The organism is Paeniglutamicibacter psychrophenolicus, from assembly GCF_017876575.1.
GTDB lineage: Bacteria > Actinomycetota > Actinomycetes > Actinomycetales > Micrococcaceae > Paeniglutamicibacter > Paeniglutamicibacter psychrophenolicus.
Genome location: NZ_JAGIOE010000001.1, coordinates 4151597 through 4176943, shown reverse-complemented (window position 1 = coordinate 4176943; position 25347 = coordinate 4151597). Strand labels below are relative to the sequence as shown.

At 67.5% G+C, this 25347-nt stretch carries 22 protein-coding genes; 17 read left to right on the top strand and 5 right to left on the bottom strand.

Translation table 11 applies throughout. From position 1 onward, the window contains the following. Nucleotides 1–66 precede the first annotated feature (66 nt). From JOF46_RS18910 to gatB, 5 genes are all read left to right on the top strand, one after another. A complete protein-coding gene (locus JOF46_RS18910) occupies nucleotides 67–591 on the top strand; it encodes a GNAT family N-acetyltransferase (protein WP_209910096.1) in 525 nt (174 codons plus the stop codon). A gap of 268 nt (nucleotides 592–859) precedes the next feature. Next, complete coding sequence (locus tag JOF46_RS18905) at nucleotides 860–1456, top strand: maltokinase N-terminal cap-like domain-containing protein (RefSeq protein ID WP_209910093.1); 597 nt, start codon at nucleotides 860–862, stop codon at nucleotides 1454–1456. Between the two features lie 131 nt (nucleotides 1457–1587). After that, entirely contained in the window at nucleotides 1588–1884 is a 297-nt protein-coding gene (gene gatC / locus JOF46_RS18900) for an Asp-tRNA(Asn)/Glu-tRNA(Gln) amidotransferase subunit GatC (RefSeq protein WP_071215532.1), read from the top strand. A gap of 3 nt (nucleotides 1885–1887) precedes the next feature. Next, nucleotides 1888–3435 carry an Asp-tRNA(Asn)/Glu-tRNA(Gln) amidotransferase subunit GatA gene (gatA, locus tag JOF46_RS18895; RefSeq protein WP_209910091.1) on the top strand — a complete coding sequence of 516 codons (1548 nt, stop codon included), beginning with the start codon at nucleotides 1888–1890 and terminating at the stop codon, nucleotides 3433–3435. Nucleotide 3436: 1 nt separating this feature from the next. Beyond that, on the top strand, nucleotides 3437–4951 hold the full coding sequence (gene gatB, locus JOF46_RS18890) for an Asp-tRNA(Asn)/Glu-tRNA(Gln) amidotransferase subunit GatB (RefSeq protein WP_425355067.1): 1515 nt from the start codon (nucleotides 3437–3439) through the stop codon (nucleotides 4949–4951). 123 nt (nucleotides 4952–5074) lie between these two features. Here the strand turns inward: gatB and JOF46_RS18885 are convergent, their stop codons facing one another. Next, entirely contained in the window at nucleotides 5075–6847 is a 1773-nt protein-coding gene (locus tag JOF46_RS18885) for an HNH endonuclease signature motif containing protein (protein WP_209910088.1), read from the bottom strand. A gap of 119 nt (nucleotides 6848–6966) precedes the next feature. Between JOF46_RS18885 and JOF46_RS18880 the strand changes: the two genes are divergently transcribed. The 3 genes from JOF46_RS18880 to JOF46_RS18870 are packed head-to-tail and all read left to right on the top strand — an operon-like array spanning nucleotide 6967 to nucleotide 8656. Beyond that, a complete protein-coding gene (locus JOF46_RS18880; RefSeq protein WP_209910085.1) occupies nucleotides 6967–7338 on the top strand; it encodes an ArsR/SmtB family transcription factor in 372 nt (123 codons plus the stop codon). After that, complete coding sequence (locus JOF46_RS18875) at nucleotides 7335–7736, top strand: VOC family protein (RefSeq protein ID WP_209910083.1); 402 nt, start codon at nucleotides 7335–7337, stop codon at nucleotides 7734–7736. Before JOF46_RS18880 ends, JOF46_RS18875 begins: the two co-directional genes overlap by 4 nt. Continuing rightward, on the top strand, nucleotides 7733–8656 hold the full coding sequence (locus JOF46_RS18870; protein WP_209910081.1) for an aminoglycoside phosphotransferase family protein: 924 nt from the start codon (nucleotides 7733–7735) through the stop codon (nucleotides 8654–8656). The genes JOF46_RS18875 and JOF46_RS18870 overlap by 4 nt, the downstream gene beginning before the upstream one ends. Here the strand turns inward: JOF46_RS18870 and JOF46_RS18865 are convergent. Then, nucleotides 8653–9330, bottom strand: a complete 678-nt coding sequence (locus JOF46_RS18865) for a hypothetical protein (protein ID WP_209910078.1) — start codon at nucleotides 9328–9330, stop codon at nucleotides 8653–8655. The genes JOF46_RS18870 and JOF46_RS18865 overlap by 4 nt on opposite strands. A gap of 235 nt (nucleotides 9331–9565) precedes the next feature. Here JOF46_RS18865 and JOF46_RS18860 point away from each other — a divergent pair, with 235 nt between their 5' ends. The 7 genes from JOF46_RS18860 (at nucleotide 9566) to JOF46_RS18830 (ending at nucleotide 18064) form a co-directional block, all read left to right on the top strand. After that, nucleotides 9566–10792, top strand: coding sequence for an ROK family transcriptional regulator (locus JOF46_RS18860; protein ID WP_209910076.1), 1227 nt, complete (start codon nucleotides 9566–9568; stop codon nucleotides 10790–10792). A 251-nt stretch (nucleotides 10793–11043) separates the two neighbouring features. Further along, complete coding sequence (locus JOF46_RS18855) at nucleotides 11044–12645, top strand: peptide ABC transporter substrate-binding protein (RefSeq protein ID WP_209910073.1); 1602 nt, start codon at nucleotides 11044–11046, stop codon at nucleotides 12643–12645. A 113-nt stretch (nucleotides 12646–12758) separates the two neighbouring features. Beyond that, entirely contained in the window at nucleotides 12759–13682 is a 924-nt protein-coding gene (locus tag JOF46_RS18850) for an ABC transporter permease (RefSeq protein WP_209910070.1), read from the top strand. Beyond that, nucleotides 13679–14662 carry an ABC transporter permease gene (locus JOF46_RS18845; protein WP_209910067.1) on the top strand — a complete coding sequence of 328 codons (984 nt, stop codon included), beginning with the start codon at nucleotides 13679–13681 and terminating at the stop codon, nucleotides 14660–14662. The genes JOF46_RS18850 and JOF46_RS18845 overlap by 4 nt, the downstream gene beginning before the upstream one ends. Nucleotide 14663: 1 nt before the next feature. Further along, nucleotides 14664–15707, top strand: coding sequence for an ABC transporter ATP-binding protein (locus tag JOF46_RS18840; protein WP_342592505.1), 1044 nt, complete (start codon nucleotides 14664–14666; stop codon nucleotides 15705–15707). Next, entirely contained in the window at nucleotides 15694–16761 is a 1068-nt protein-coding gene (locus tag JOF46_RS18835) for an ABC transporter ATP-binding protein (RefSeq protein ID WP_209910064.1), read from the top strand. Before JOF46_RS18840 ends, JOF46_RS18835 begins: the two co-directional genes overlap by 14 nt. Before the next feature lie 124 nt (nucleotides 16762–16885). Then, nucleotides 16886–18064: a Gfo/Idh/MocA family protein gene (locus tag JOF46_RS18830; RefSeq protein WP_209910061.1), complete on the top strand. Its 1179-nt coding sequence runs from the start codon at nucleotides 16886–16888 to the stop codon at nucleotides 18062–18064. A 130-nt stretch (nucleotides 18065–18194) separates the two neighbouring features. On the opposite strand, the gene JOF46_RS18825 is transcribed toward JOF46_RS18830, so the two are convergent. After that, nucleotides 18195–19103 (bottom strand): LysR family transcriptional regulator, encoded by a 909-nt coding sequence (locus JOF46_RS18825; protein ID WP_209910059.1) that lies wholly within the window; start codon nucleotides 19101–19103, stop codon nucleotides 18195–18197. A gap of 130 nt (nucleotides 19104–19233) precedes the next feature. On the opposite strand from JOF46_RS18825, the gene tdh reads away from it, so the two are divergent. Next, complete coding sequence (gene tdh, locus JOF46_RS18820) at nucleotides 19234–20280, top strand: L-threonine 3-dehydrogenase (RefSeq protein WP_209910056.1); 1047 nt, start codon at nucleotides 19234–19236, stop codon at nucleotides 20278–20280. 49 nt (nucleotides 20281–20329) lie between these two features. After that, nucleotides 20330–21529, top strand: a complete 1200-nt coding sequence (locus tag JOF46_RS18815) for a glycine C-acetyltransferase (protein ID WP_209910053.1) — start codon at nucleotides 20330–20332, stop codon at nucleotides 21527–21529. Nucleotides 21530–21654: 125 nt separating this feature from the next. Here the strand turns inward: JOF46_RS18815 and JOF46_RS18810 are convergent, their stop codons facing one another. After that, nucleotides 21655–23004: a purine-cytosine permease family protein gene (locus JOF46_RS18810; RefSeq protein WP_342592504.1), complete on the bottom strand. Its 1350-nt coding sequence runs from the start codon at nucleotides 23002–23004 to the stop codon at nucleotides 21655–21657. A gap of 343 nt (nucleotides 23005–23347) precedes the next feature. Continuing rightward, a complete protein-coding gene (locus tag JOF46_RS18805; RefSeq protein ID WP_209910050.1) occupies nucleotides 23348–25345 on the bottom strand; it encodes a hydantoinase B/oxoprolinase family protein in 1998 nt (665 codons plus the stop codon). Between the last annotated feature and the right edge of the window lie 2 nt (nucleotides 25346–25347).

The following is a 25347-nucleotide window of genomic DNA, read 5'->3' as shown; positions in this document are numbered from 1 at the left end:
GAGGTTGGCAACAAGCGGCCGTTGCCGGGTGCCCGGTGACCGCGGGGGCTGGCACACTTGAAGGTAATGACTACCGCAACCCTCGCACCCGCCAGCACCCTGTTGATCCGTCCGGCCACCGAAGCCGACTACCCGCACATCGCGCGGATCACCGTGGACTCCTACCTGCACGCCGGGCACTTCGATGACCCGGACCACGAGTACCTGCAGTTCGTGCAGCAGGTCGCCAAGCGCCACGCCGCCGCCGAGATCCTGGTCGCCGAGCGCGACGGCGTGGTCATCGGCTCGGTCACCTTGGTGCGCCCGGGCAGCGAGTACGCGGACATCGCCCTCGAGGGCGAACTGGAATTCCGCATGCTGGTGGTGGACCCTGCCGTGCAGCGCTCCGGTGCCGGACGCGCCCTGCTCAACGCGGTGATCGCCCGCGCCCGCGAGCTCGAGGACGTGCACACCGTCTCGCTGACCACCGGCGGCCACTGGGTCGCCGCCCGCGCGCTCTACGAGGCCGACGGCTTCATCCATGCTTCGGCGCGCGACTGGTACGTCCCGAACACCGAGATCGTGTTGGTCGTCTACACCTTGGCGCTTTAGCGCTTGGTACTTGGCGATGAGCGCCTATCGGCTTCCCCGCCGAGCTGTTCCCGCCGTCCGAAAGCGATGGGGACAGTGCCGGGGCCCAGGCTCCCGGGCCGCGGATTCTTCCGCGGCGCGGGAGCCTGCTGCATTTGGTGTGTGACGGTGATCCGACCACCGACGTGGGCCGATTCGATAGGGTTGGACCCAGGGCCGGGATGCCGCCGCACGGGCGGATGGCGTTTCGCTGCCGGTTCCATCCGTCGACGTCGTGCAGGAGAGCAACATGAGCGAGATTTTTGCCACCACCATGGATCCCACCAAGCACCAGCTCATCGCGGCGTGGCTGCCGCGCCAGGAGTGGTTCGCCGGCGAGGGGGAGGCGGTGCTTGAGACCCTCGGCGGATTCCGGCTCGATGACCCGGCCGGCGCGGTGGGCATGGAATTCATCGTCGTGGCCGACACCGCCGCCGGGGAACCGGCCATCTACCACGTGCCGCTGGCCTACCGCGGGGCGGAACTGCCCGGGGCAGAGGCATGGCTGCTTGGCACCAGTGACCACGGGGTGCTGGGCACGCGCTGGATCTACGACGGCGAGGGCGACCCCGTGTGGCAGGCACAGGTGCGTGCGTTGCTGGCCGGGGACGTGGCGGCACAGCACCAGAACGATTCACACACCCTCGAGCCGCTGGTGGGCGTGGATCGCGCCGCCGGCCAGGGAGCAGGAGAGGGTACGGGTGTGGCTGCGGGAAACGGCAAGATCACCGTGATCCGCCGCCCGGTGGCCGGTGGCGCGGGCTCGTCGGGCGCCGCGGCGTGGGTCACCTCACCATGGACCGAAGCCGGTGTGCCGGTGCGCGGCGCGGTCATCGAATTCTCCTAGCCACAAGGTGCTCCGGTCCTTGGAGGAGCGGGGCCGGGGAGGGCCCTGCGGGCGGGCCGCGCGAAGCCATTGGCAGGGTCCGGGCGTACTAGACTAGGGGGGAAACCCCATCCGCCCACCTAGGGAGATACATGTCTGCCATCAGCCGTGAGGACGTTGCGCATTTGGCGCAGCTGGCCCACATCGAGATGAGCGATGCCGAGCTGGACAAAATGACCGGCGAACTCGGTGTCATTGTCGAATCAATCGCGTCGGTCTCTGAGGCCGCCTCGGCCGACGTCCCGGCCACCACGCACCCCATTGCCCTGTCGAACGTCTTCCGCGAGGACGTCGTGGGTCCGACGCTCACCGCCGAGGAAGCGCTGATGAACGCACCGGACTCCGTCGACACCCGCTTCAAGGTGCCGGCCATTTTGGATGGAGAGTAATTCATGAACCAGATCATCCAACTTTCCGCCACCGAGCTCGCAGCCAAGCTGCGCGCGGGCGAAATCACGTCCGTGGCCGCCGTGCAGGCACACCTGGACCGCATCGCAGAGGTTGACGGCGGGGAGCGCGGCGTCCACGCCTTCCTGCACGTGAACACCGAAGAGGCACTGGCCGTTGCCGCAGAGGTCGACGCCATCCGCGCCGCCGGCGGAGCCGCAGCCGAGGCGCTGCACCCGTTCGCCGGCGTGCCGATCGCCATCAAGGACCTCATCGTCACCAAGGGCCAGCCCACCACCGCGGCATCGAAGATGCTCGAAGGCTGGATGAGCCCCTACGACGCGACCGTGATCGAAAAGATCCGCGCCGCGAAGCTGCCGATGCTGGGCAAGACCAACCTGGACGAGTTCGCGATGGGTTCCTCCACCGAGCACTCGGCCTACGGCCCGACCCGCAACCCGTGGGACCTGGACCGGATCCCGGGCGGATCCGGCGGCGGTTCCGCAGCAGCCGTGGCTGCCTTCGAGGCGCCGCTGGCCCTGGGCACCGACACCGGCGGATCGATCCGCCAGCCCGGTGCCGTCACCGGCACCGTCGGCGTGAAGCCGACCTACGGCGGGGTCTCGCGCTACGGCGCGATCGCCATGGCCTCCTCGCTTGACCAGATCGGCCCGGTCACCCGGACCGTGCTGGACTCCGCATACCTGCACGAGCTGATCGGCGGGCACGACGCCGCCGACTCCACCTCGCTCAACGAGCCGGTGCCGGCACTGGTTGCCGCCGCCGAACAGGGTGCATCGGGCGACATGACCGGCGTGCGCGTCGGCGTCATCAAGGAACTGCAGGGCGAAGGCTACGAGGCCGGTGTCCAGGAGCGCTTCGACGAATCGCTCGAGGCATTGCGCGCCGCCGGAGCCGAAATCGTTGAGGTTTCCTGCCCGAACTTCAAGTACGCGCTGGGCGCCTACTACCTGATCATGCCCTCGGAGGTCTCCTCCAACCTGGCGAAGTTCGACGGCGTGCGCTTCGGCACCCGCGTGCTTCCCACGGAGGGTCCGCTGACCATCGAACGCGTCATGGGTGCAACCCGTGCCGCGGGCTTCGGCGACGAGGTCAAGCGCCGCATCATCCTGGGCACCTACGCGCTGAGCGCAGGCTACTACGACGCCTACTACGGCTCGGCGCAGAAGGTCCGCACGCTGATCCAGCGCGACTTCGACGCCGCGTTTGAGCTGGCCGACGTGCTGATCTCCCCGACCAGCCCGACCGTGGCCTTCGAGCTGGGCTCGAAGACCGACGATCCGCTGGCGATGTACCTCAACGACGTGGCGACCATCCCGGCGAACATGGCCGGGATCCCGGGTATCACCGTGCCCGGCGGCCTGTCCGAGGGGTTGCCGGTCGGCATCCAGTTCCTGGCCCCGGCCCGCGAGGATGCCCGCCTGTACCGTGCCGGAGCGGCACTTGAGAAACTGCTGGAAGACAAGTGGGGCGGCCGTCTGCTGGATCAGGCCCCCGAACTGTCCGCCGCCACCACCGGAGGGGTTGCCTAACATGGCCATGCACCAAGAAGAACTTGTCGACTTCGACGTCGCCCTGGAAAAGTACGACCCGGTGTTGGGCTTCGAGGTCCACGTCGAGCTGAACACCAAGACCAAGATGTTCTCCTCCGCACCGAACGTGTTCGGTGATACGCCCAACACCAACGTGACCCCGGTCTGCCTGGGCCTTCCCGGCGTGCTGCCGGTTGTCAACAAGACCGCGGTGGAATACGCGATCATGATCGGCCTGGCGCTGAACTGCAAGATCGCCGAGCGCTGCGGGTTTGCCCGGAAGAACTACTTCTACCCGGACACACCGAAGAACTTCCAGACCTCCCAGTACGACGACCCGATCGCGTACGACGGCTGGATCGACATCGAACTGGAAGACGGCGAGGTCTTCCGCGTGGAGATCGAGCGCGCGCACATGGAAGAGGACGCCGGCAAGCTCACCCACATGGGTGGTTCCACCGGCCGCATCCAGGGTGCCGACTACTCGCTGGTCGACTACAACCGTTCCGGCGTGCCGCTGGTCGAGATCGTCACCAAGACCATCGAGGGTGCCGGCAAGCGCGCCCCCGAGCTGGCCAAGGCCTACGTCGCGGCGATCCGCGAAATCGTCAAGGCACTGGATGTCTCGGACGCAAAGATGGAGCGCGGCAACGTGCGTTGCGACGCCAACGTCTCGCTGATGCTCAAGGGCGCGGAGAAGTTCGGCACCCGCACCGAGACCAAGAACGTGAACTCGCTGCGTGCCGTCGAGCACGCGGTGCGTTTTGAGATCGAGCGCCACGCGGCGGTGCTGAACTCCGGGGCTGCCATCGTGCAGGAAACCCGCCACTGGCACGAGGACACCCGCACCACGACCTCGGGCCGCCCGAAGTCGGATGCGGATGACTACCGCTACTTCCCGGAGCCGGACCTGGTTCCGGTCATCACCACCGTCGAGTGGATCGAGGAGCTGCGCTCCCGCCTGCCCGAGCCGCCGGCCGAGCGCCGCAAGCGCCTGCAGGCCGACTGGGGCTACTCGGACGCCGAGTTCCGCGACGTCGTCAACGCCGGCATCACCGAGCAGATCGAGGAGACCATTGCAGCGGGTACCACCGCTGCGGTGGCCCGCAAGTGGTGGATGGGCGAGATCGCACGTCTGGCAAATGCAGCCGACAAGGACGTTGTCGACATGGGTGTCACCCCGGCGACCATCGTCGAACTGAACTCGCTGATCGAGGCCAAGAAGATCAACGACAAGATCGCCCGCCAGGTGCTCGAGTTCGTGGTCTCCGGCGAGGGGACCCCGTCCGAGATCGTCGAGAAGCGCTCGCTGGCAGTCGTCAACGACGACTCGGCATTGGGTGCCGCGATCGACGCTGCCATGGAGGCCATGCCCGACGTGGTCGCCAAGGTCAAGGGCGGCAAGCTGCAGGCCATCGGTGCGCTGATGGGCCCGGTCATGAAGGCCACCCGCGGACAGGCCGACGCCGGCCGCGTGCGCGAACTGGTGCTGGAAAAGCTGGGCATCGAGGGCTAGTTCCCCGTTTTCCGCTTGGACGGCTTCGAGCCCCGGTCACCCACTGTGTGTGGGGCCGGGGCTCGACCTCGTTAAAGGTGGATTTTCCGCAATGGCGGCCCGGGCTCGGAACGGCGGTTGGGCTCAGAACAGCGGCGGGTTGCTGGTGAACTGCCGCCAGTAGGCGTTGCGTCGCGGTTTCTGCTCCGGATCCAAGAACTTGGGCAGGATGACGGAGAAGAGCCCGTCGGCATCCCGGACCACGTCGATGAGTCCGGTGTGCTTGGCATGATGGTGGTTCGAACAAAATGGTCTGCCCTCGTTGATTTTGGTGGATCCGCCCTTGGCCCATTCGTCGTCGTGGTCGATCTCGCAATGCTCCGGTGGCACAGTGCACCCCGGGAAGATGCACCCGCCATAGATGGCGAGGATTGCCTTGCGCATGTAGTCGGGGAAGTAGCGCTGCTCGGTGCCCAGATCCAGGATCCGGCTTTCCCCGTTCATCGTGATCGGGATCGCCCCGCCGACGCATAGGGCGTGTCTGAGCTCGGCCGGGGTGTATTTCTGCCCGTGCAGCGTGAGCCCGGATTGCGCCGCCCGGCCCTCGAGCTCGGCCAGCGTGGTGATGATGAATATTTCCGGTGAGGGAAGCCCCGAGGTCTTGGTTCCCTTGGGTTCCCTGCCGTTGGTCTTGAGCAGGTTCATCAAACCCTGGAGATGCCGCTGCGGTGGAGTGAGTCCGTCGGAGCCATATTCGGTGTTGTTCATGGCTTCAAGGATGTTGGCTTCGGAGGGCACCGGGTCCAGGGTGAGCTTGTTGGCTTCGGCAGGGTCGGTCAGCGGGAGGCCGGTTGCCGGATCGACCAGGAAGTCGGGGAAATCCGGGAGCGAAGGTGCGGTGCCGGTTTTCGTGCCGTTTCCGTCCTCGGTGGTGGCAGCATCTGATTCGTTGGAACCGTTGGAGGTATTGGAGGCATCGGCACCGTTCCAAATGTCGCTTGCCTGCTGAAGCAACGCGTCGCGGTCCCCGGCCTTGGTGCGCGGGTTGTCCATTTGGGCAAAGAGCGCAAGCAATGCCTCGGCGTCGGCCGCCCGGACACGTAGCAGGAACTCCGCGATCCCGGCGTTGGTGCCGCGGTAGAACGCGCCGAGCTTGGCGCGCAGCACTTCCTCGGATGGTTCCTTGACGCCCCCAGCGAGCGAGACCCCGATGGAGCTGAACAACTTGTTGGTGGAGCGGGGATCTTCTTCGCGCACGGATTCGGCCACCTGGGCCTCGAGCCGGGCCGCAAGCTCCTCGGCGTTCGGATACTGCTTGATATCCGGCTGCAACCGCTCAAGTTTCTTGGCGGCATCGGCAATCTGGGCCGGTGAGGCCTTGCCGCTGGCGAGTGCTTCGGCCAGCAAAGGGAATTGAGGGGGCCGCTCGATGCCGTGGACATCGGTGTGCGGGAAGAAGCGGGTGGCGGCCTGCACACGGTCCCGGGCCTCGATGAAGCCGATACGGAACGTGTTTTGCAGGAACTCGGTGGTGTCCTTGAAGGTGGGCCGTCCCTTCGGCGCGGTGGCGGGGCCTTCGGGCACATCGATGGTTCCGTCGATGTAAGCGTCCGGGTCCGCGAGGCACCGGTTGATCCCGACCAAGGTGTCCTCGGGCAGCTCGTGGACCAGTGTGCGCTGCGCCAGGTCGGTGGCCGAGAGCTGGGCGAATCCGGTGGCTCGGTGGGCGCGTTCGACAACCTGGAGAAAGTACGCGGCGTCCGTGGGGGAGCTGGTGTGCTTGGCGATGCGCGGGGCGAGTTCTTCGAGGGCCAGCGCCAGTGCGGTGTAGGCGCGCAGCTCATCGTCCGGGGTCACTGGGTACCTCGGATCCTCACGGTCTCCCGCGAGCAGGGCGATGGCTGCTGCTGTGGTCATGCTTCAATGATGCGCCGCTGAATGCCGAAGTGGGACTCGGTGCGCGGGGATGTGGATAACGTGGTTTGAAGTTGCCGAGGCACTTGACAGGCAAGCGGTCACTTGCCTTAATGGTGGGTGTGGAAGAGCTGTTGAAGGCGTTGGCGGACCCGACCCGGGCGGTGATCCTGGACGAGTTGGTGGAACACACCGGCCAGACGCTCTTTGAGATCTGCAACCGGTTGTCGTCGCGGCATGGCATCAACCCGAGCCGGCAGGCGATCTCGCAGCACCTGCAGGTGCTCGAGGCGGCCGGGCTCGTGCGCAGCGAGCGCTCGGGCCGCTACAAGTTCCACTACGTGGACACCGCGCCGTTGCGTCGGATTGCGGAGCGCTGGCCGGACCCCGGGCGGCAACCCGCCGCGTCGGAACCGGCCGCCACCGGCAGCTCCACAGACCCGGGCGCGCCGCGCACGGGTGCATCGGGCGCATCGAAAGGGAAAAAACCATGAGGATCAATCTTGCCAGCGTGCTGGTCAGCGACCAGGCCAAGGCGCTGGAGTTCTACACCACCAAGCTGGGGTTCGTGAAGAAGAACGACGTGCCGATGGGCGAGGTCTCCTGGCTGACGGTCGTCTCGCCGGAGGACCCGGACGGGGTGGAGCTGGTGCTGGAACCCGACAGCCACCCCGCCGTGCGGCCGTTCCTCGACGCGCTGGTGGCCGACGGAATCCCGTTCACCTCCTTCGCCGTCACCGACGTGCAGGCCGAATATGAACGGCTGGTGGCCCTGGGCGTGGAATTCACCCAGCCGCCGACCGCCATGGGACCGGTGACAACCGCGGTGTTCGATGACACCTGCGGGAACCTGATCCAGATCGCCGCGATGATCCAGGCACCGGGGGAATGACTCCCACGCCCGTGCCCGATGCCGACGTGGCCGTCGATCCGGCGCTGGTGCGTGCCCTGTTGCGCGCCCAGCACCCGGACCTGGCCCAACTGGAACTTCGGTTCGCCGACGACGGCTGGGACAACGTGATCTACCGGCTGGGAGACGAGCTGGCGGTGCGGCTGCCGCGTCGGGAAGTTGCCCATGCGTTGCTGCTCAACGAGGTGCGCTGGCTCCCGTTCCTGGCGCCGCGGCTGCCGTTGCCGGTCCCGGTGCCGCTGTACCGCGGCAGGCCGGGGGAGGGCTACCCGTACCACTGGGCGGTGGTGCCGTGGTTTGCCGGTTCCAGCGCGGCTTCCGTGGGCGCACGGGTGCGCGACGGATACGCCGGGGAGTTGGCCGCGTTCTTCCGGGCGCTGCATGTCCCGGCCCCGGCCGATGCCCCGCGCAACCTTGTGCGCGGTGTGCCGCTGCGGGATCGGGACCAGGCGCTGCGCGAGCGGTTGGAAGCGGTGCCGGAGCCCGAGCGCGCGGCACTGCGGGCCATCTGGGAGCGGGGACTCGCCGAGGTCCTGCACGCCGGGCCGCGCCTGTGGCTGCACGGGGATCCGCACCCGCACAACATGCTCGTGCGCGATGCCGACGGCGGCGATGCCGCGGGCACCGCGAGGCCCCGGCTGGGCGCGGTCATCGACTTCGGGGACCTGACCGCGGGGGACCCGGCCAGCGACCTGGCCGTGGCCTGGCTGCACTTCAGCGAGTCGGGCAGGGAAGTATTCCGCACGCGGCTGGAAGGGGACAAGCTGTACTCACCGGGGACCTGGGCCCGTGCCCGGGCCTGGGCGGTGAACTACGCGGTGCTCATGGCCGGGCTGCCGACCGGTGACCCCTTGCACGGGGTGGGGGTCCATGGCATCGGGCAGCTGCTGGCCGAGGCCTAAAGCGGGCCGAAGGACATGGTTCCAACCGGATCGACCCAGGACCGCGACAGCTCCTCGACCTCGGCGCGCACCCGGGGATTGCCGGCAATGTGCCGGCGCAGGTCCCGCCGGGAATGCGCGGAAAAATAACCGGGCAGGAAGAAGACGCTGGTGATGCCGGCGAGCAGGGCCAGCTGGTACCCGGCGTAGGCCAGCGCACCCTGGACTGTGCCATCGAACTGGGACACCAACACCAGATGCGCGATGGCGCACAGCGGAACGCCGAGCAGCACGGCCATGGCCCATCCGCCGGCGACGCTGCGGCTGGCATGCATGGTGGAGACGTGGCTGGGCTTGGGCGTTGAGGAATTGACCCGGCGCCAGAAGTATTGCCCCAGCCCGGCCAGGACCACGGAGGCAAGGAGCATCCAGGGCAAGGCACCCGGCAGCGCATCGGAGGTGAACAGGTTGGTGAGGGCTGCGCAGGCCAACGCGATGCCCAGCCCCACCGGAACGCTTGCGGCGCCGCGGCGGGCGCCGAGGTTTTGCGCCATGGTGCGCAGGGCCGACCCGGCTTCGATCGGGACCACCGCCGAGGTCCGGGGAGCGAGCCAGTAGGCCAGCTCGTGCCGTGGTGGCTGGCGGTATTCCGGTGGCGGTTGCCAGCCGGAGGCCTGCGGCGTCGGGTCGCTCATGCTTGCCTCTTCCTCGCCGCGGCGGTGTGCGTGGCGGTAGACGACATTGTTTCATGAAGCCCGCGAATTTCGGTTTCGGCGGATGCGCTGGGTAAGGTCGGAAAACCGTTGCCGGTGTGATGCGCTTGACGTGTTTCGTGTCGCAACCGCCCTTGGGGGGTGCCGCATCGCGCGGCCGGCGGGCGAAGGGCCGTGCCCGGCCCGGAACACCGAACCAAGAAAGAGTGTGCCTGGAATGCAGATACGCGAGCAGGATCCGGGGACCGGGCCACGCAACGGACGCGGGCATCGCGGAGACGACCTGCGCCGGCTGAACACCGCGGCGGTCATGAAGCACGTCTTCGGCCACCCGGGGCTGTCCCGGTCCGAGATCGCGGCCCAGCTTGGCCTGAGTGCCGCTTCGGTCACCAACATCACCTCCATCTTGCTGGATGCGGGGCTGCTGCGGGCCCTGCCCTCGCCCATCGGGGCGCAGGGCAGGCCGCGCGTTCCCCTGGAGATCGGCACGTCCGCGCTGGTGCTCGGGATACACCTGGGGCCGCGCACCGCGGGCGTGGTGTTGATGGGGCTCGACGGCGTGGGGCAGGCCTCCGTGCTGGTGCCGCACGCCGGCATGGGCCCGGCCGAAACCATCGACCGGGTGGTTGCCGCGGCCCACAAGCTGGTGGCTGACCATGCCCGGGGCAGGCCGCTGCTGGGAACCGGCATCGCCACCGGCGGCATCGTGGACCGGCATGCGGCGGTGATCATCGACAACCCGGGGGCGGGCTGGCGCAACGTGCGCGTGATGGAGCTGTTGCGCGGGCGACTGCCCTCCCCGGTCATCGTCGACAACAACGCGCGGGCAGCTGCGCAGTCCGAATTGCTCTACGGCCACGGGCAACGGACCAACGACTTCGTCTTGATGGTCATCACCGCCGACATCGGGTCGGTGATGGTCGACGACGGCCGGATCCGTGCGGGATTCAGCCAGACGGCGGGACAGATCGCCCACCTGCGCGTCAGCGACCGGCCGGTGCCGTGCTCCTGCGGCAAGACCGGCTGCCTGGCGGTGATGGCCTCCGATGACGCGGTGGCCATCGAGGCCAGGGGACGCGGGCTGGCGGGCGTGCAGAACATCGACCACGTGCTGGAACTGGCGGGAGCCCAGGACCCGGTGGCCATCGAGGTGCTGGAGCAACGCAACCGATACGTCGGCCGGGCGGCGAGCCAGCTCATCGACATCCACGACCCCGAGCTGCTGGTCGTGGCGGGCACCCCGGCCGAAACCCCGGCGGTCTTCGCCGCACTGGTGGCGGAGGTGGCCCGGAGGGCCCATGCGGGTTCCGGAGCCGCGGGTCGCGTCGTGTTGTCCTCGGACCATGTTTTTTCGCTCTCGCTCTTCGCCGCCTCCACGATGGTCGATGCGGTCCTCGATGATCCGCTGGGCCACGCGCTTCCCGAGGGTCTGTTGAACCCCTAGACAACGCCGGTTTCCCGATGTCGTCGGCGGGGTTGAGCAAGCCGTGCGGCAGCCGCCCGAACCGTGCGCCGGCGCGCAAATGCCCAAAGCCATCGAGTGGGTGCTCCTCGGATTTATTGACACATGGTGCTGCATCTGGTTTATTTTAGAGCGTGAAATAAGTTGGTGAGGTCGATCACAGCATGTGGTTGCCTGGCTAACACCGCCACGCAGGGCGGAGTAACACGGGTCATTCGTACACGAGGAGCATCATGTCGAAGAAGAAGTTGATAGCCGTTGCAGCGGCATCCGCAGCGTTCATGCTGGTAGCCAGCGGTTGTTCGGTGGGAGCCGGCGCCGGGACAACGGGCGCAGGGACAGACGGCGCCAAGCGCCTGTCGTTCCAGCTCTCCGAACCAACATCGCTGGTTCCGCACGAGAACCCGGGAAGCCAGGTCGCCATGGCGACCTGCGCGAACCTCATGGAGGTCAACGTCGAGACGCAGGAGCTCGAGCCGCTGGCCGCCAAGTCCGTCACGAGCCAGGACGCCACCACCTGGAAAATCGCGCTGCAGGAGGGCTGGACCTTCCAGGACGGCACCCCGGTCACCGCCGACTCGTTCGCCAAGGCCTGGTCCAAGACCGCCACCGGCTCCAACGCCTGGCAAGGCAACGGCAGCTTCGTCTCCTTCGTTGGCTACAAGGAACTGAACCCGACCGATGGCTCGAAGCCGAAGACGGATTCGCTCTCCGGAGTGAAGGTCATCGACGCGAACAACCTCGAGGTCACGCTCAACGCCCCCAACGCGGACTTCCCGAAGGTGCTCTCCACCTCGCCACTGTGCCCGCTGCCGGAGGTCGCCTTCACCGATGCGAAGGCCTATGAGGAGAACCCGGTCTCCAACGGCCCGTACAAGTTCGTCTCCTGGAACCACAACCAGGAAGTCGTGCTGGAAAAGTGGGACGGCTTCAAGGGCGCCGCAGGCTTCTCCGGCGGGGCCGACACGCTCGTGGGCCAGATCTACACCGCCGTCGACGCCGCCTACACGGACATGACGGCCAACAACCTGGACATGATCCGCAACGTGCCCGCGACCATGGTCTCCAAGGCCAAGAGCCAGCTCGGCGAGGAATCCCTCTACGAGGTCAAGACCGGCTCCAAGCAGTACACGCTGCAGATCCCCGAGTACGTCAAGGGCCTTCAGGACCCGGACCTGCGCCGCGCCATCTCCATGTCGATCGACCGTGAGGCCATCGCCGCCTCGCTGCTCCAGGGCTACGCCACTTCCTCCGATTCCCTGGTCCCGCCGTCGCTGGATTCCTACAAGGAAGGCTCCTGCGAGTCCTGCGCCTTTGACGCCTCCGGCGCCAAGGACCTGCTGGAGAAGGCCGGCGGCTTCGACGGCACCCTGGTCATCGAGCACACCTCGACCTCGGATGTGCAGCTGGTCCAGGCCATCGCCAAGCAGATCCAGGACAACCTGGGCATCAAGGTCCAGCTCAAGCCGATGCTGGGCACCGAGCTGGAGGCCCGACGCAACAACCAGGAACTCGAGGGCGCGGTCTTCGGCCTCTGGGGCTGGTCGTACAAGAGCTCGGACCAGTACCTGAGCCAGTACGAGACCGGCGGAGACGGCAACGTGACCACCGGCTACTCGAACAAGGCCGTCGACACGCTGCTGCGCTCGGCCCGCGGCGAGCAGGACGAAGCCAAGTCGGCCGCGCTCTACGCGCAGGCCGAGGCCCTGATCATGAAGGACATGCCGGCGATCCCGCTGTTCATCCCGACCGACTTCGGCCTGCATACCAAGTGCGCCGTGATGAACGACGCCCAGGGCGACCTGCAGTTCTACCGCGCCGGCTACGGCTGCTAAACAAGCACAACACGTGCAAGGTGGTGCGGGAGCGCCGGCCATCAAACGCCGGCGCCCTCCCGCCCCCTTGCGGAGGCGGACCCCTCGAAGGGGCCGCGAAAGGAAGCCGTTGCATGCTTGGCTACACAGTACGCAGAATCCTGCAGATGGTCCCGGTGGTCCTGGGGGCCACCTTCATCATCTACGCCCTCACGTTCCTGATGCCCGGGGACCCGGTGGCGGCCCTGACCGGCTCCCGCCCGCTGCCCGAGTCCACCGTCGCCCAGATCCGGTTGGCCTACCACCTCGATGACCCGTTCCTGGTCCAGTACGGCAACTACATGCTCGGGCTGCTGCAGGGGAACTTCGGCATCGACTTCTTCGGCCGCCCGGTCCTCGGGCTGATCCTCGAGCGCCTGCCGGTCACCTTCGCCCTGGCCATGACCGCCTGGGTGCTGAAGATGGCCATCGGCCTGGCCATCGGCGTCTACGGCGGCCTGCGCAACGGCCAGGCCGGGGACCACTTCGCGCTGGTGTTCACCGTGATCTTCCTGGGCATCCCCGGGTTCGTGATCGCCTTGGGCGCCCAGACCGTCTTCGGCGTGCAGCTGGGCTGGGTCGATCCGGCCGGCATCCGTGCCGGCTGGCCGCTGGCCTTCATCCTCCCGGCCCTGGTCATGGCAATCGAGGCCTCCGCGGGCCTGGCCCGGCTGACCCGCACCTCCCTGGTGGACGTGCTGCGTGCCGAGTACCTGCGCACCGCCCGGGCCAAGGGGCTGTCCCCGCGCCGGGTCATCTGGGGCCATGCCCTGCGCAACGCGATGATCCCGGTGGTCACCTACCTGGGCCTGTCCCTGGCGGGCATGCTGGGCGGAGCGGTGATCATCGAGGCGATCTTCAACATGCCCGGCATCGGCGGATTGATGGTCACGGCCATCAACAACAAGGAGGGCACCGTCGTGGTGGGCATAGCCACGATGCTCGTGCTGGTGTACCTCGTCTTCAACCTGCTCGTGGACCTGCTCTACGGCATCATCGATCCAAGGGTACGGATATGAGCCAGAACACCGAAACCACCCCGGGCACCGCGCCGGCAACGGACCCGTTGGCCCCGACCAACCCGATCACCGTCCCGTCGGGCATCAGGCCCCCGGCCGGCCCGCCGGCACCCACCGCTGCCTTCCGGCGCAAGCCCGCGAAGCAGGTCAACCGCGGGCCGGTGTGGCTCAAGCCCCGCTTCCTGATCTCAGGCTCCATCGTGGCGATCATGCTGCTGATGGCCGCGTTCCCGCAACTCTTCGCCGGTTTCGGCGCGGACCCGAACGCGAACTGCGACATCATGAACACCAACCAGTCCCCGAGCGCCGAGCACATCTTCGGCGTCGACATCCAGGGCTGCGACTACTACACCAACGTGATCTTCGGGGCGCGGGCCTCGATCCTGGTCGGCATCGTGGTCACCGCGATCTCCTTCGTGATCTCCGCGCTGCTCGGCTCGCTGGCCGGATACTTCGGCGGCTGGGTCGACACCATCATTTCCCGCGCCTGCGACATGGCCTTCGGCCTGCCGTTCATCCTGGCCGCGATCGTGGTGCTGCAGCTGTTCTCCGAGCGCACCGTGTGGACCGTCATTTTCGCCCTGGCCCTGTTCTCCTGGCCCGGCGGGGTGCGGTTCATGCGCTCCTCGGTGATGGAGGTCCGCAACCGCGAATACGTCCAGGCCTCCCGGCTGCTGGGGGCTTCGAACGGGCGGATCATCGCCAAGCACATCATCCCCAACTCGCTGACGCCGCTGCTGGTGCTCCAGACCCTGGGCATCGGCGGGGTGATCTCCGCCGAGGCCGGGCTGACCTTCATCGGCATCGGGCTCACCCCGCCCTCGGTGTCCTGGGGCCTGCAGCTGGCCGCGGCCCGCGAATACATTTCCGCGGCCCCGCACCTTTTGTTCTTCCCGGCGATCTTCCTGACCATCACCGTGCTCGGCTTCGTGCTCCTTGGCGAGGCCCTGCGCGACGAGTTCGACCCGAAAGGCAAGTAACGTGGGCACCCACCAACACGCAAACCACGCAGCAAACGCCGCAACGGACCCAGACGACGACGTGTTGCTGCGCGTGAAAGACCTCGAGGTCGAATTCAACACCACCCGCGGCATCGCCACCGCCGTGAACGGCATGAACTTCGAGGTCAAGCGCGGGCAGGCGCTGGGCATCCTGGGCGAATCCGGTTCCGGCAAGTCCGTGACGGCACGGGCCATCATGGGCATCCTGGACATGCCCCCGGCCCACATCCCGCGCGGGCAGATCCTGCTCGAGGGCGAGGACCTGCTCACCGTGACCCCCAAGCGGCACCGCCAACTGGTCGGCTCCCGGGTCTCGATGGTCTTCCAGGATGCGCTGACGGCGCTGAACCCGGTGCACCCGGTGGGCCGGCAGATCGGCGAGCTCTACCGCGTGCACCGGGGCTACTCCCGCAGGGACGCCAAGGCCGCGGCGATTCTGATGATGGACAAGGTCAAGATCCCCGCCGCGGCATCCCGGGTCAACGACTACCCGCACCAGTTCTCCGGAGGCATGCGCCAGCGCATCGTCATCGCCATGGCCCTGGCTCTGGACCCGGTGCTGCTGATCGCCGACGAACCCACCACCGCCCTGGACGTCACGGTGCAGGCGCAGATCCTGGAACTGCTCAAGGAACAGCAGGAGGAACGGAACATGGGGCTGATCCTGATCACCCACGACATCTCCGTGGTCAGGGAGGTCACCGACCAGGTCGCCGTCATGTATGCCGGACGCGTCGTGGAACACGGTCCCACCGCGCAGGTGCTGGGCCGCCCCGGCCACCCGTACTCGCGAGGTTTGGGCGAGTCGATCGCCAGCGAGGAACTCAAGGGCCTGCGCCTGCCGGCGATCCCCGGCACCCCGCCGGATTTGCTGAACCTGCCGGTGGGCTGCTCCTTTGCCAACCGTTGCTCCTTTGCCACCGAGACGTGTGCGGCCTCCATCCCCGCCCTGGAAACCATTGAAGCATCACGGCACAGCGCCTGCTTCCACACCCGGAAGGTCCTGGCCCATGCCAACGCCTAGCACCAGCACGCAGACCCTGCCGGGCACCGCGAACCATCCGGCCGGCACGCCGCTGATGGAATTGCGCGCGGTCAAGCAGCACTACCCGGTGCACCGCCACCTGCCCATCGGCCCGCGCAAGGTGGTCAAGGCCATGGACGGCGTCGATTTGTCGATCGCCCCGGGCGAGACCCTGGGTGTCATCGGCGAGTCCGGCTGCGGCAAGTCCACCCTGGCCCGCGTCATGGCCGGCCTTGAGAAGCCGACCGAGGGCCAGGTGTTCTTCCGCGGCCAGGACATCAACGACCTGCGCGGGGACGAGAAGAAGGAGATGCGCCGCAACATCCAGCTGATCTTCCAGGACCCCTACTCCTCGCTGAATCCGCGGATGACCGTGGAACAGCTGGTCGGCGAGCCGTTCGAGATCCACCCGGAGGTCGCCCCGAAGGCCGGGCGGAAGGCAAAGATCAGGGAACTGCTGGAACTGGTCGGTTTGAACCCCAACCACGCCGAACGCTACCCGCACAACTTCTCCGGCGGGCAGCAGCAGCGCATCGGCATTGCCCGCGGCATTGCGCTGAACTCGAAGATGCTCATCTGCGACGAACCGGTCTCGGCGCTGGATGTCTCGGTGCGTGCCCAGGTGGTGAACCTGCTCGGCGACCTGCAAAGGGAACTGGACCTGAGCTACCTGTTCATCGCCCACGACCTGCAGATCGTCCGGCACATCTCGGACCGCGTCGCGACCATGTATCTGGGCCGCATCGTGGAGCTGGGAAGCTACGCGGATGTCTACGACACCACCGCCCAGCCCTACACCAGGGCGCTGATGTCGGCGGCGCCGGAACTGCGCAGGAACGACGGAACCGACCGCGAACGCATCATCCTGCAGGGCGACCCGCCCTCGCCGATCGACCCGCCGGCCGGCTGCAGGTTCCACACCCGCTGCCCGATGGCCCAGGCCATCTGCGCGACCAAGGAGCCTGAGCTGATCCAGCTCGGGGACACGCACGAGTCCCGTTGCCACTTCGCCAAGGACCTCGCGGCGGAATTCGTGCAGCGCGCGGGCGCCTGAGCGAACACCTGCTTAACCAGAGTGATCAACCCACCCCGGGTTCCCGGGTTCCCCGGCACCGCCGACGGCGGCCACCCTGCGGGCGGCCGCCACCATCAAACCTGCACAATGAAGGAGTAATTTCGTGGATCTCAAGGTAGGCGTGGTCGGCTTCGGCCTGCGCGCCGGACTCTACAAGCACGCACACCGCCCCGGCGAGGGCTCGGTCGTCACCATGGTGTGCGACACCTCCGAGCGCGGCCGCGCCGACGCGGCGGCAAAGCTGCCCGAGGCGGCCATCACCGCCGACCTGGACGAGCTGCTAAGCGCGGGCCTGGACGCGGTGCTGGTGCTGACCCCGGACAACCAGCACGCCGTGGTTGCCAAGCGCACCCTGGAGGCCGGCATCCCGACGTTCTGCGAGAAGCCGCTGGATGTCACCCTGGACGCGGTGGACCAGGTCCTGGAAACGGCGTTCCGCACCGGCACCAAGCTGTACGTTGGGCACAACATGCGGCACATGCCGGTGGTGCGCCAGATGCGCGAGCTCATCGAATCCGGTGCCATCGGCGAGGTCAAGGCCGTGTGGTGCCGCCACTTCGTGGGCAACGGCGGAGACTACTACTTCAAGGACTGGCACGCGGAGCGCAGGAACACCACCAGCCTGCTGCTGCAAAAGGGCGCCCACGACATCGACGTGATCCACTGGCTCGCGGGAGGCTACACCGCGTCGGTCTCCGCCGTCGGCGACCTGGCGGTCTACGGGGACATCGAATCCCGCCGCGACAACACCGATCGCCGCATGTGGGACTGGTTCTCGCTGGAGAACTGGCCGCCGACCGAGCAGAAGGACCTGAACCCGGTCATCGACGTGGAAGACATTTCGATGATGCAGATGAAGCTGGACAACGGCGTGCTGGCCTCCTACCAGCAGTGCCACTTCACCCCCGACTACTGGCGGAACTACACCGTCATCGGCACCGCGGGCCGACTGGAGAACTTCGGCGACGGTCCGGGCGACAAGATCAAGGTGTGGAACACCCGCAGCCAGGCTGGCTACGTGGATGCCGACCTCGAGGTGGAGATCGAGGCGGCCGGCGGCGGGCACGGAGGTGCGGACCCGCGCCTGATCGCCGAGTTCCTGCGCTTCGCCTCCGAGGGCGGCCCGACGGAGACCTCCCCGGTCGCCGCGCGCGCGGCGGTTGCCGCAGGCGTGCTGGCCACCGAGTCCCTGCGCACCGACGGGTCGGCCAAGGCCGTTCCGGCACTGGGCGGGGAACTGCTGGCCTACTTCGCGGCCAACCAGGAGCGCGTGAACGCCTGACCGATCCATGGAAGGGTGTCGCGGCACAGCCGTCGGCGCACCAACCACAAGGGGAGCGCCCCTCCGCCACAAATCCGGGGGAGGGACGCTCCCTTCGGTGTTTGCGGCCCGGTGCCAGGGCTCCGGGCGGTCAGTCGCCGGTGAGCTCGGCCATGGCCTGGCCCATGGCGGTGGCCACCAGCTGCACGCTGCGCCGGTGCATGGACTCGGGCCGCGCCAGCAGGTCGATGCGCCGGCGGTTGGCGATTCCTTCCAGCGCGCGCAGCACCACGTTTTCGCCCACCGCGGCGCCGGCGGTGTAGCGCGGAATGATGCCGATGACGTCCCCCGCCGCGACCAGGGCCGCAACCGTGGCGTAGTCGTTGACGCGGTGGATGATGTCGGGTGCCGAGCCGGCAACCGCGCTGATGGCCCCGAGCACATCGGCCGGGGAGAATCCCTCCCGGCTGACCACCCACTGCTCGCCGACCAAGTCGGCCGGGCGCAGCGTGTCCCTGGCCGCCAGCCGGTGGCCGGCCGGCAGGGCGATGTCCAGGGGTTCGTGCGCCAGCGCGGTGACGAGAACCCGGTCTGTGGGCCAGTGCGGGGTGTGGTCCATGCGGTGGGCCAGGACCAGGTCGTAGCGGGCGGTCAGCGCCGGAAAGTCCTGCTGCGCCACGTCCTCGTCGAAGAACCGCGGCGCCGGGAGTCCAGGTGCGGCCAACTTGCCCAGCAGCGGGGCGAAGAGCACCTGGCCCACGGAGTGGAACCCGGCCACCGATACCGGGACGGCCGTGCTTTCCTGGAACTCGCCGATCGCGGCGCGCGCCGCGGCCAACGAGGAGATCACGGTGGCGCCGGCGGCGGCCAGCACCTCCCCGGCCTCGGTGAGCACCAGGTTGCGGCCTTCCTTGCGGGTCAGCGGAACCTGGATGTTGCGCTGGAGCAGGGCCAGCTGCTGGGAGACTGCCGAGGGCGTGACATACATGGCGCTGGCGACGGCCTTGACCGAGCCGAGGTCGCCGAGTTCGCGCAGGATCTGTAACTGGTGGACTTCCATGTAGTCAATCCTAAATCGTAGGTTGAGAAACATGCGTATCTTCTAAGGTATCTATGGCGGGCGCGAGATGCCAGACTGGAGGCGAATCGTCCATGAGGCGCGCCTGCGCGGCGCAATAGAGGAGCCATCCATGAAGGCACTGTACAAGTCCGGACCGCACGCAGGGTTCGAGCTGGTTGACCGCCCCGAGCCGGTCACCGGCGACCGCGACGTGAAGATCCGCGTGATGACAGCGGGCATCTGCGGCACCGACCTGCACATCCAGGCCTACGACGATGCGGCCAAGGCGATGATCAAGGCCCCGATGATCCCGGGCCACGAGTTCTACGGCGAGGTGATCGAGGTAGGCGCCGAGGTGGATACCGTCAAGGTCGGCGACCGCGTCTCCGGCGAGGGCCACATCGTCTGCGGCATGTGCCGCAACTGCCGCGCCGGCCGCCGCCAGATGTGCATCAACACCGTTTCGGTCGGCGTGCAGCGCGACGGCGCCTTCGCCGAATTCGTCGTCATCCCCGAAACCAATGTCTGGGTCCACCGCGACCCCTCGATCACCCCGGAACTCGGGGCGATCTTCGACCCGTTCGGGAACGCCGTGCACACCGCGCTGTCCTTCCCGCTGGTCGGCGAGGACGTGCTGATCACCGGCGCCGGGCCCATCGGGCTGATGGCCATCGCCGTCGCCCGCCACGCTGGTGCGCGCAAGATCGCGATCACCGATGTCTCCCCGCAGCGCCTGGAACTGGCCCGCAACATGGGCGTGGATCTGGCCATCGACGTCTCCAAGACCCGCATCAGGGACGCGCAGCGCGAACTGGGCATGCGCGAGGGCTTCGACTTCGGCATGGAAATGTCCGGCCACCCCACCGCGCTGCCGGAAATGATCGAGAACATGAACCACGGCGGGCACATCTCGATGCTCGGGTTGCCCTCCAGCTCCATCGACATCGACTGGGGCAAGGTCGTCACCCACATGCTCACGCTCAAGGGCATTTACGGCCGCGAGATGTTCGAGACCTGGTACGCGATGAGCGCGATGCTCACCTCCAACCCGGTGCTGCGCGAACACATCTCCTCGGTCGTCACCGATTTCCTGCCGGCCACGCAGTGGGAAGCCGGCTTCGAGGCCGCCCGCTCCGGCCACGGCGGCAAGGTCGTGCTCGACTGGACCGTCTTCTAAAGAACCCCCAAGCCTCTTCCACATTCCCGCGACTTTTAGGAGAAGCACCGTGTACACCACCATGAAGGACGAGCTCGCAGCCGAACTCGACCAGCTGCGCACCGACGGCCTGTTCAAGTCCGAACGCCACATCGACTCGGCCCAGTCCAACCGCATCTCCGCCGGCGAGCTCGGCTCCGAGGCCAAGAAGGTGCTGAACTTCTGCGCCAACAACTACCTGGGCCTGGCCGACGACGCGCGCATCATCGATGCAGCCAAGAACGCCATGGACACCCGCGGCTTCGGCATGGCCTCGGTCCGCTTCATCTGCGGCACCCAGGACCTGCACCTGGAACTCGAGGCTGCGGTCTCCAGGTTCCTGGGCACCGAGGACACGATCCTGTTCTCCAGCTGCTTCGACGCCAACGGCGGTGTCTTCGAGTCGCTCTTCGGCGCCGAGGACGCCATCATCTCCGATGCGCTGAACCACGCCTCGATCATCGATGGCATCCGCCTGTCCAAGGCCGCGCGCTTCCGCTACGCGAACCAGGACATGGCCGATTTGGAGACCCAGCTGCAGGCAGCAGCCGCGCTGAACGACGGCAAGGGCGCACGCCGCACCATCGTTGTCACCGACGGCATCTTCTCCATGGACGGCTTCATCGCCCCGCTGGGGGCCATCTGCGATCTGGCCGACAAGTACGGCGCACTGGTCATGGTCGATGACTCGCATGCCGTGGGCTTCATGGGCGCCACCGGTGCCGGCACCCCGGAGCACGCGGGCGTCTCGGACCGCGTGGACATCTACACCGGCACCTTCGGCAAGGCCCTTGGCGGTGCCTCGGGTGGTTACGTTGCAGGCCGCGGCGAGATCGTGGCGATGTTGCGCCAGAAGGCACGTCCGTACCTGTTCTCCAACTCGCTGGCCCCGGCCATTGTCGCCGCAACGCTGAAGGCACTTGAGCTCGTCGAGGGTTCGGGCGAACTGCGCGGGAAGCTCTTCGAGAACGCCGCGCACTTCCGCCGCCGCATGACCGAGGAGGGCTTCGACCTGCTCGACGGCGAGCACGCCATCGTTCCGGTGATGTTCGGCGATGCCGTCAAGGCAGCCGAGGTGGCCGGCAAGATGCTCGAGCAGGGCGTCTTCGTCACCGCGTTCAGCTTCCCGGTGGTCCCCAAGGGCGCCGCACGCATCCGCGTCCAGCTCTCCGCCGCACACTCGGCCGAGGACATCGAGGCCTGCGTGCGGGCCTTTGTCGCCAGCCGCTAACAGCACCAAACAGGCATCGCCCGCATTCCCGTCGTGGGGAGTGCGGGCGATGCCTGTTTGTCGCGGTGGTTGCCCACATGCCGGGGCCGGTGCGGATGCCACCGCGACTCCGGTGCGGACGGGTCCTACCGGCCTGCCAGGCTCGCGGCGGGGAGTCCGGCTTCGGAGCGGGAGCGTCCGATCAACGCACCGTAGATCAGTGCCGCCAGGACCGGGGTGGCCAGCGAGCCGATGTTCGAGGCCCAGGGGCTGCCGGATTGGACCAGCGTGATCCCGGCCGCTGCCGAGAGCACCCAGGCCGCGACCCCGGCCCGGTTCAGTGCGGGGAAGGCGGAGTCGGGAAGCGAACCACTGGGCACGATGCCGCCGCGCCGCTCCTGGACAAAGATGTGCACCAGTGCGATCGCCACCCAGCCGGTGACCAGGGCACCCTGCCAGGACAGGGCCAGCAACAGGTACTTGACCACCGGAAGCAGCATCAGCAGGTAGATGATGGTGGCACCGATCCCTACCCAGGCCAGCGAGGGCAGGCTCAGGTGCAGGGCGCGCTGGGCGAATTCACGCAGGTTGGCAATGCCCAGGGCGTAGTTCGCGGTGTTGATCCGGGTCTGCGACACGAAGACCACCAGCAGGCCCAGCGGGCCCATGAGCTGTACCAGGGCCCCGGCGACACCGGTCTCCGTGGCCTCCGCGCCGGGAATGGTGAAGGTCAAATAGATGCCGATCAGCGAGTTGACGCCGAAGGCCAGGGTGTAGAAAAGCCAGCCGAAGGTGTAGCGCTGGTGGAACTTCACGTCCTTGGCGCGGCCCAGGGCGGCGAAGTCCATCGTGTACATCATCAGGATCCATACGCCCATGAAGGCGGCACAGGTGGCCAGCCAGCCCGGCCCGCCGGCGGTGAACGGCAGGGCCCCGGGGGAATGGGTGAGCCAGGCGCCGCCATCGGGATGGGCGACGGAAGCCCAGATGACGGCGACGAGCAGGCCGCCCCAGTAGATCGGCAGCAGCCATCCGTTGACCTTGTCCAGCCAGCGTTGGATGCCGCCGGCGATCAGCGGGATCGTGTAGAGCACCACCAGTGCGTACCAGAGCTCGATGGGGCCGCCGAACTGCGTCTGGAAGGCATAGCCGAGGATGGCGCCCTCGAAGACCGCATAGTAGATGGCGGTGGCGGCGAAGACCAGGGTGGCCAGCATGGCGCCCTTGCTGCCGAGCAGGGTGCGGGAGAACTGGGCGACGGTCAGGGAGTGTTTCAGCGCGTAGCCGGCCAGGATCCGGTTGATCGCTCCGTAGAGGATGATGGTGATCGCCAGCCCGATGAGGGTGTCGATGGTGCCGTAGGCCTGGGCCAGCGACGCGCCGATGTAGATGAAGAACATGGCCGAAACCAGGCCGTACCAGGCCATGGCCAGCGAGCCGGCACTCATCTTGCTGTTTTCCGTGGCCGGTTGTTCGGCCGTTGACGGGGTTGACACGGGACTTCTCCTTCAAAAAGGGCACGGCAGGGCAACGGGGCGATCCCGCAGCTGCCTGGTGCCGGGGGTGTGTGACAAGGAATGGGCCGAGGCCATCCCCTGGGGATCAGCCGGTGCCCTGTGGGTGAAGTCGGACAAGTGCTGCGTGCCGGAGCGGGGACCCGCAGCGGATTCCCGCGCCGTTTTCACCGAGCGGGTCTCCACCTGCCACGGCAGGGGATACCCGCGCGGAATCCTTCGGGCCCCGAAAGGGGGCGGTGCGGCCGGGCGGAAGGGGGAGGAAAGCGGCCGGGAAACCGGCCGGTCTTGCGCTGCCCCCTCCGCCTGGCGGCGGTGGGTGCGGCTAGTGCCAGTGGGCCGATGAGCGGCGCTTCATCAGCTGCCGGTACTCCGCGGTGGTGTTTTCATACAGTTCGCCGGTGCCCCAGTCCAGGATCACGCCGTGGCGGCGGATGACATCGAGCATGTCCGTGGTGCCGTTGCGGTAGCGTTCGGCGACCGCGTGTGCATCCTCGGTGAGCCAGCCCTGCCGCGCGGCACGGATCTGCTCGCGCAGCTGGGTGGTGGCGGCCTCGTCGATCTCGAACTCGTCGAGTTCCGCGTCGATCTCGCGAATCACCACGCCGTAGTCCTTGGCGGCGCGTTCGATCGAGACGTAGCCGTCGATGACGTCCTCGCGGACCTCGTCGGCGGTGCGCAGCAGCGGGTCGCCGAAGCCGCCGCCGCCGGCGGAGGGCCGGGTGAAGGTGTCGCCGGACTGCACCGGCACGGAGGAGAAGTTCGAACCGAGGTAGCGTTCCCCCTCCGTCCCCTTGTTCAGCCAGACCCCGTGCGGGATGGAGGGCAGGCCGCCCTCGATGCCCCAGGTGATGGAGCGGGCACGGTCGCAGCAGTAGCTCATGACGGTGTCGAAGGCGTCGGTGAGCACCCCGCCCTTTTCGATCCCCAGTCCACCGCGGTAGCGGCCCGGACCGGCGGAGTCCATGGCGATCTCGTGCCGCGTGGTCAGCACGGGGGAGAGCCGTTCCTGGCCCTCGACCGGCTGCACGGCCAGGCCGGGCCCGAAGACCGGTGCGGTTGCCGAGGATCCGTCCTTGCTGGCTCGTCCGCCCCAGCCGCCGGCCATCCAGTCGTACCACATGAAGTACTCGTTGTCCGGGGTCCGGGCGTCCTTGCCGCCAACCAGCAGGTACTCGAGGTTGAACGCGCACGCCATGGCGCGTTCGGGCATGATCTGGCTCCACAGTTCGAAGATCCCGTTCATGATCTTCTCGTACGGGCCGGAGCAGAACCCGGTGACGGCGTAGGGCCATCCGGCGTTGACCACCGTGCCTTCCGGGCCGATCTCCGCGCGGACCGCGGCGTAGAAGCCGGAGTTCAGCGGGACATCCGGGAAGAAGGTCTTCGTGCCGGCATAGATGGCCGAGTGGGTGGTCCCGTAGCCGGAATTCAGGAAGGTGGCCACGGCGGGAGCCGATCCGGTCAGGTCGTAGTGGATGCCGTTCCCGTCGAGGGTGAGCTTGATCTTGATCGGCACCAGGCCCTCGCCCTTGCCCGGGTCCACGTCGATGTAGTCGGTGGTTTCCCATTCGCCGCGGGGCAGGGACTCCAGCTGCCGCAACACCGTGCGCTCCACGTAGTCCTGGGTTTCCTGCATGGCCGCCAGCACGGTGCCCTTGGTGTACTTGCCGACCAGGCGGTGCACTTCGCGCTCGCAGACCGCGGTGGCCTCGGACTGGGCATGGAGGTCGCCCATGGCCTGGCGCGGGGCGCGGGTGTTGGACACCAGCAGCTGGGCGACGTCGTGCAGGAAAACGCCCTTGGACCAGACGCGCACCGGGGTGATGCGCAGGCCCTCGCCGAAGTGCTCCTTGGCGTTGACATCGAAGGAACCCGGGACATTGCCGCCGATGTCCGCCCAGTGGCCCTTGTTCTGGGCGAAGGCGATGACCTCGCCGTCGGCGAAGATCGGCCGGATGAAGGACACGTCGTTGAAGTGCGTCCCGCCGCGGTAGGGGTCGTTGATCGCGAAGACATCGCCCGGGTGGATGTCCGTGCCGAACTCCTCGAGCACGGCCTTGCACTGGAAGTGCAGCGTGCCCACGTGCACCGCGATGTCGCCGGATCCCTGCATCACGGTGTTGCCCTGGGCATCGCACAATGCCGAGGAGAAGTCGCGGGAGTAGATGACGAAGGAGTAGCAGGTGCGCAGGATCTGTTCGCTCATCAGGTCGACTGAGGTCGCGAACGCGTTCTTGAGCACCTCGAAGGTGACGGGGTCCAGTTGGGGATGTTTCGCCGTGTTGGCCAGGGTGTCTGGGGCAACGAGTGTATCGGTCATGA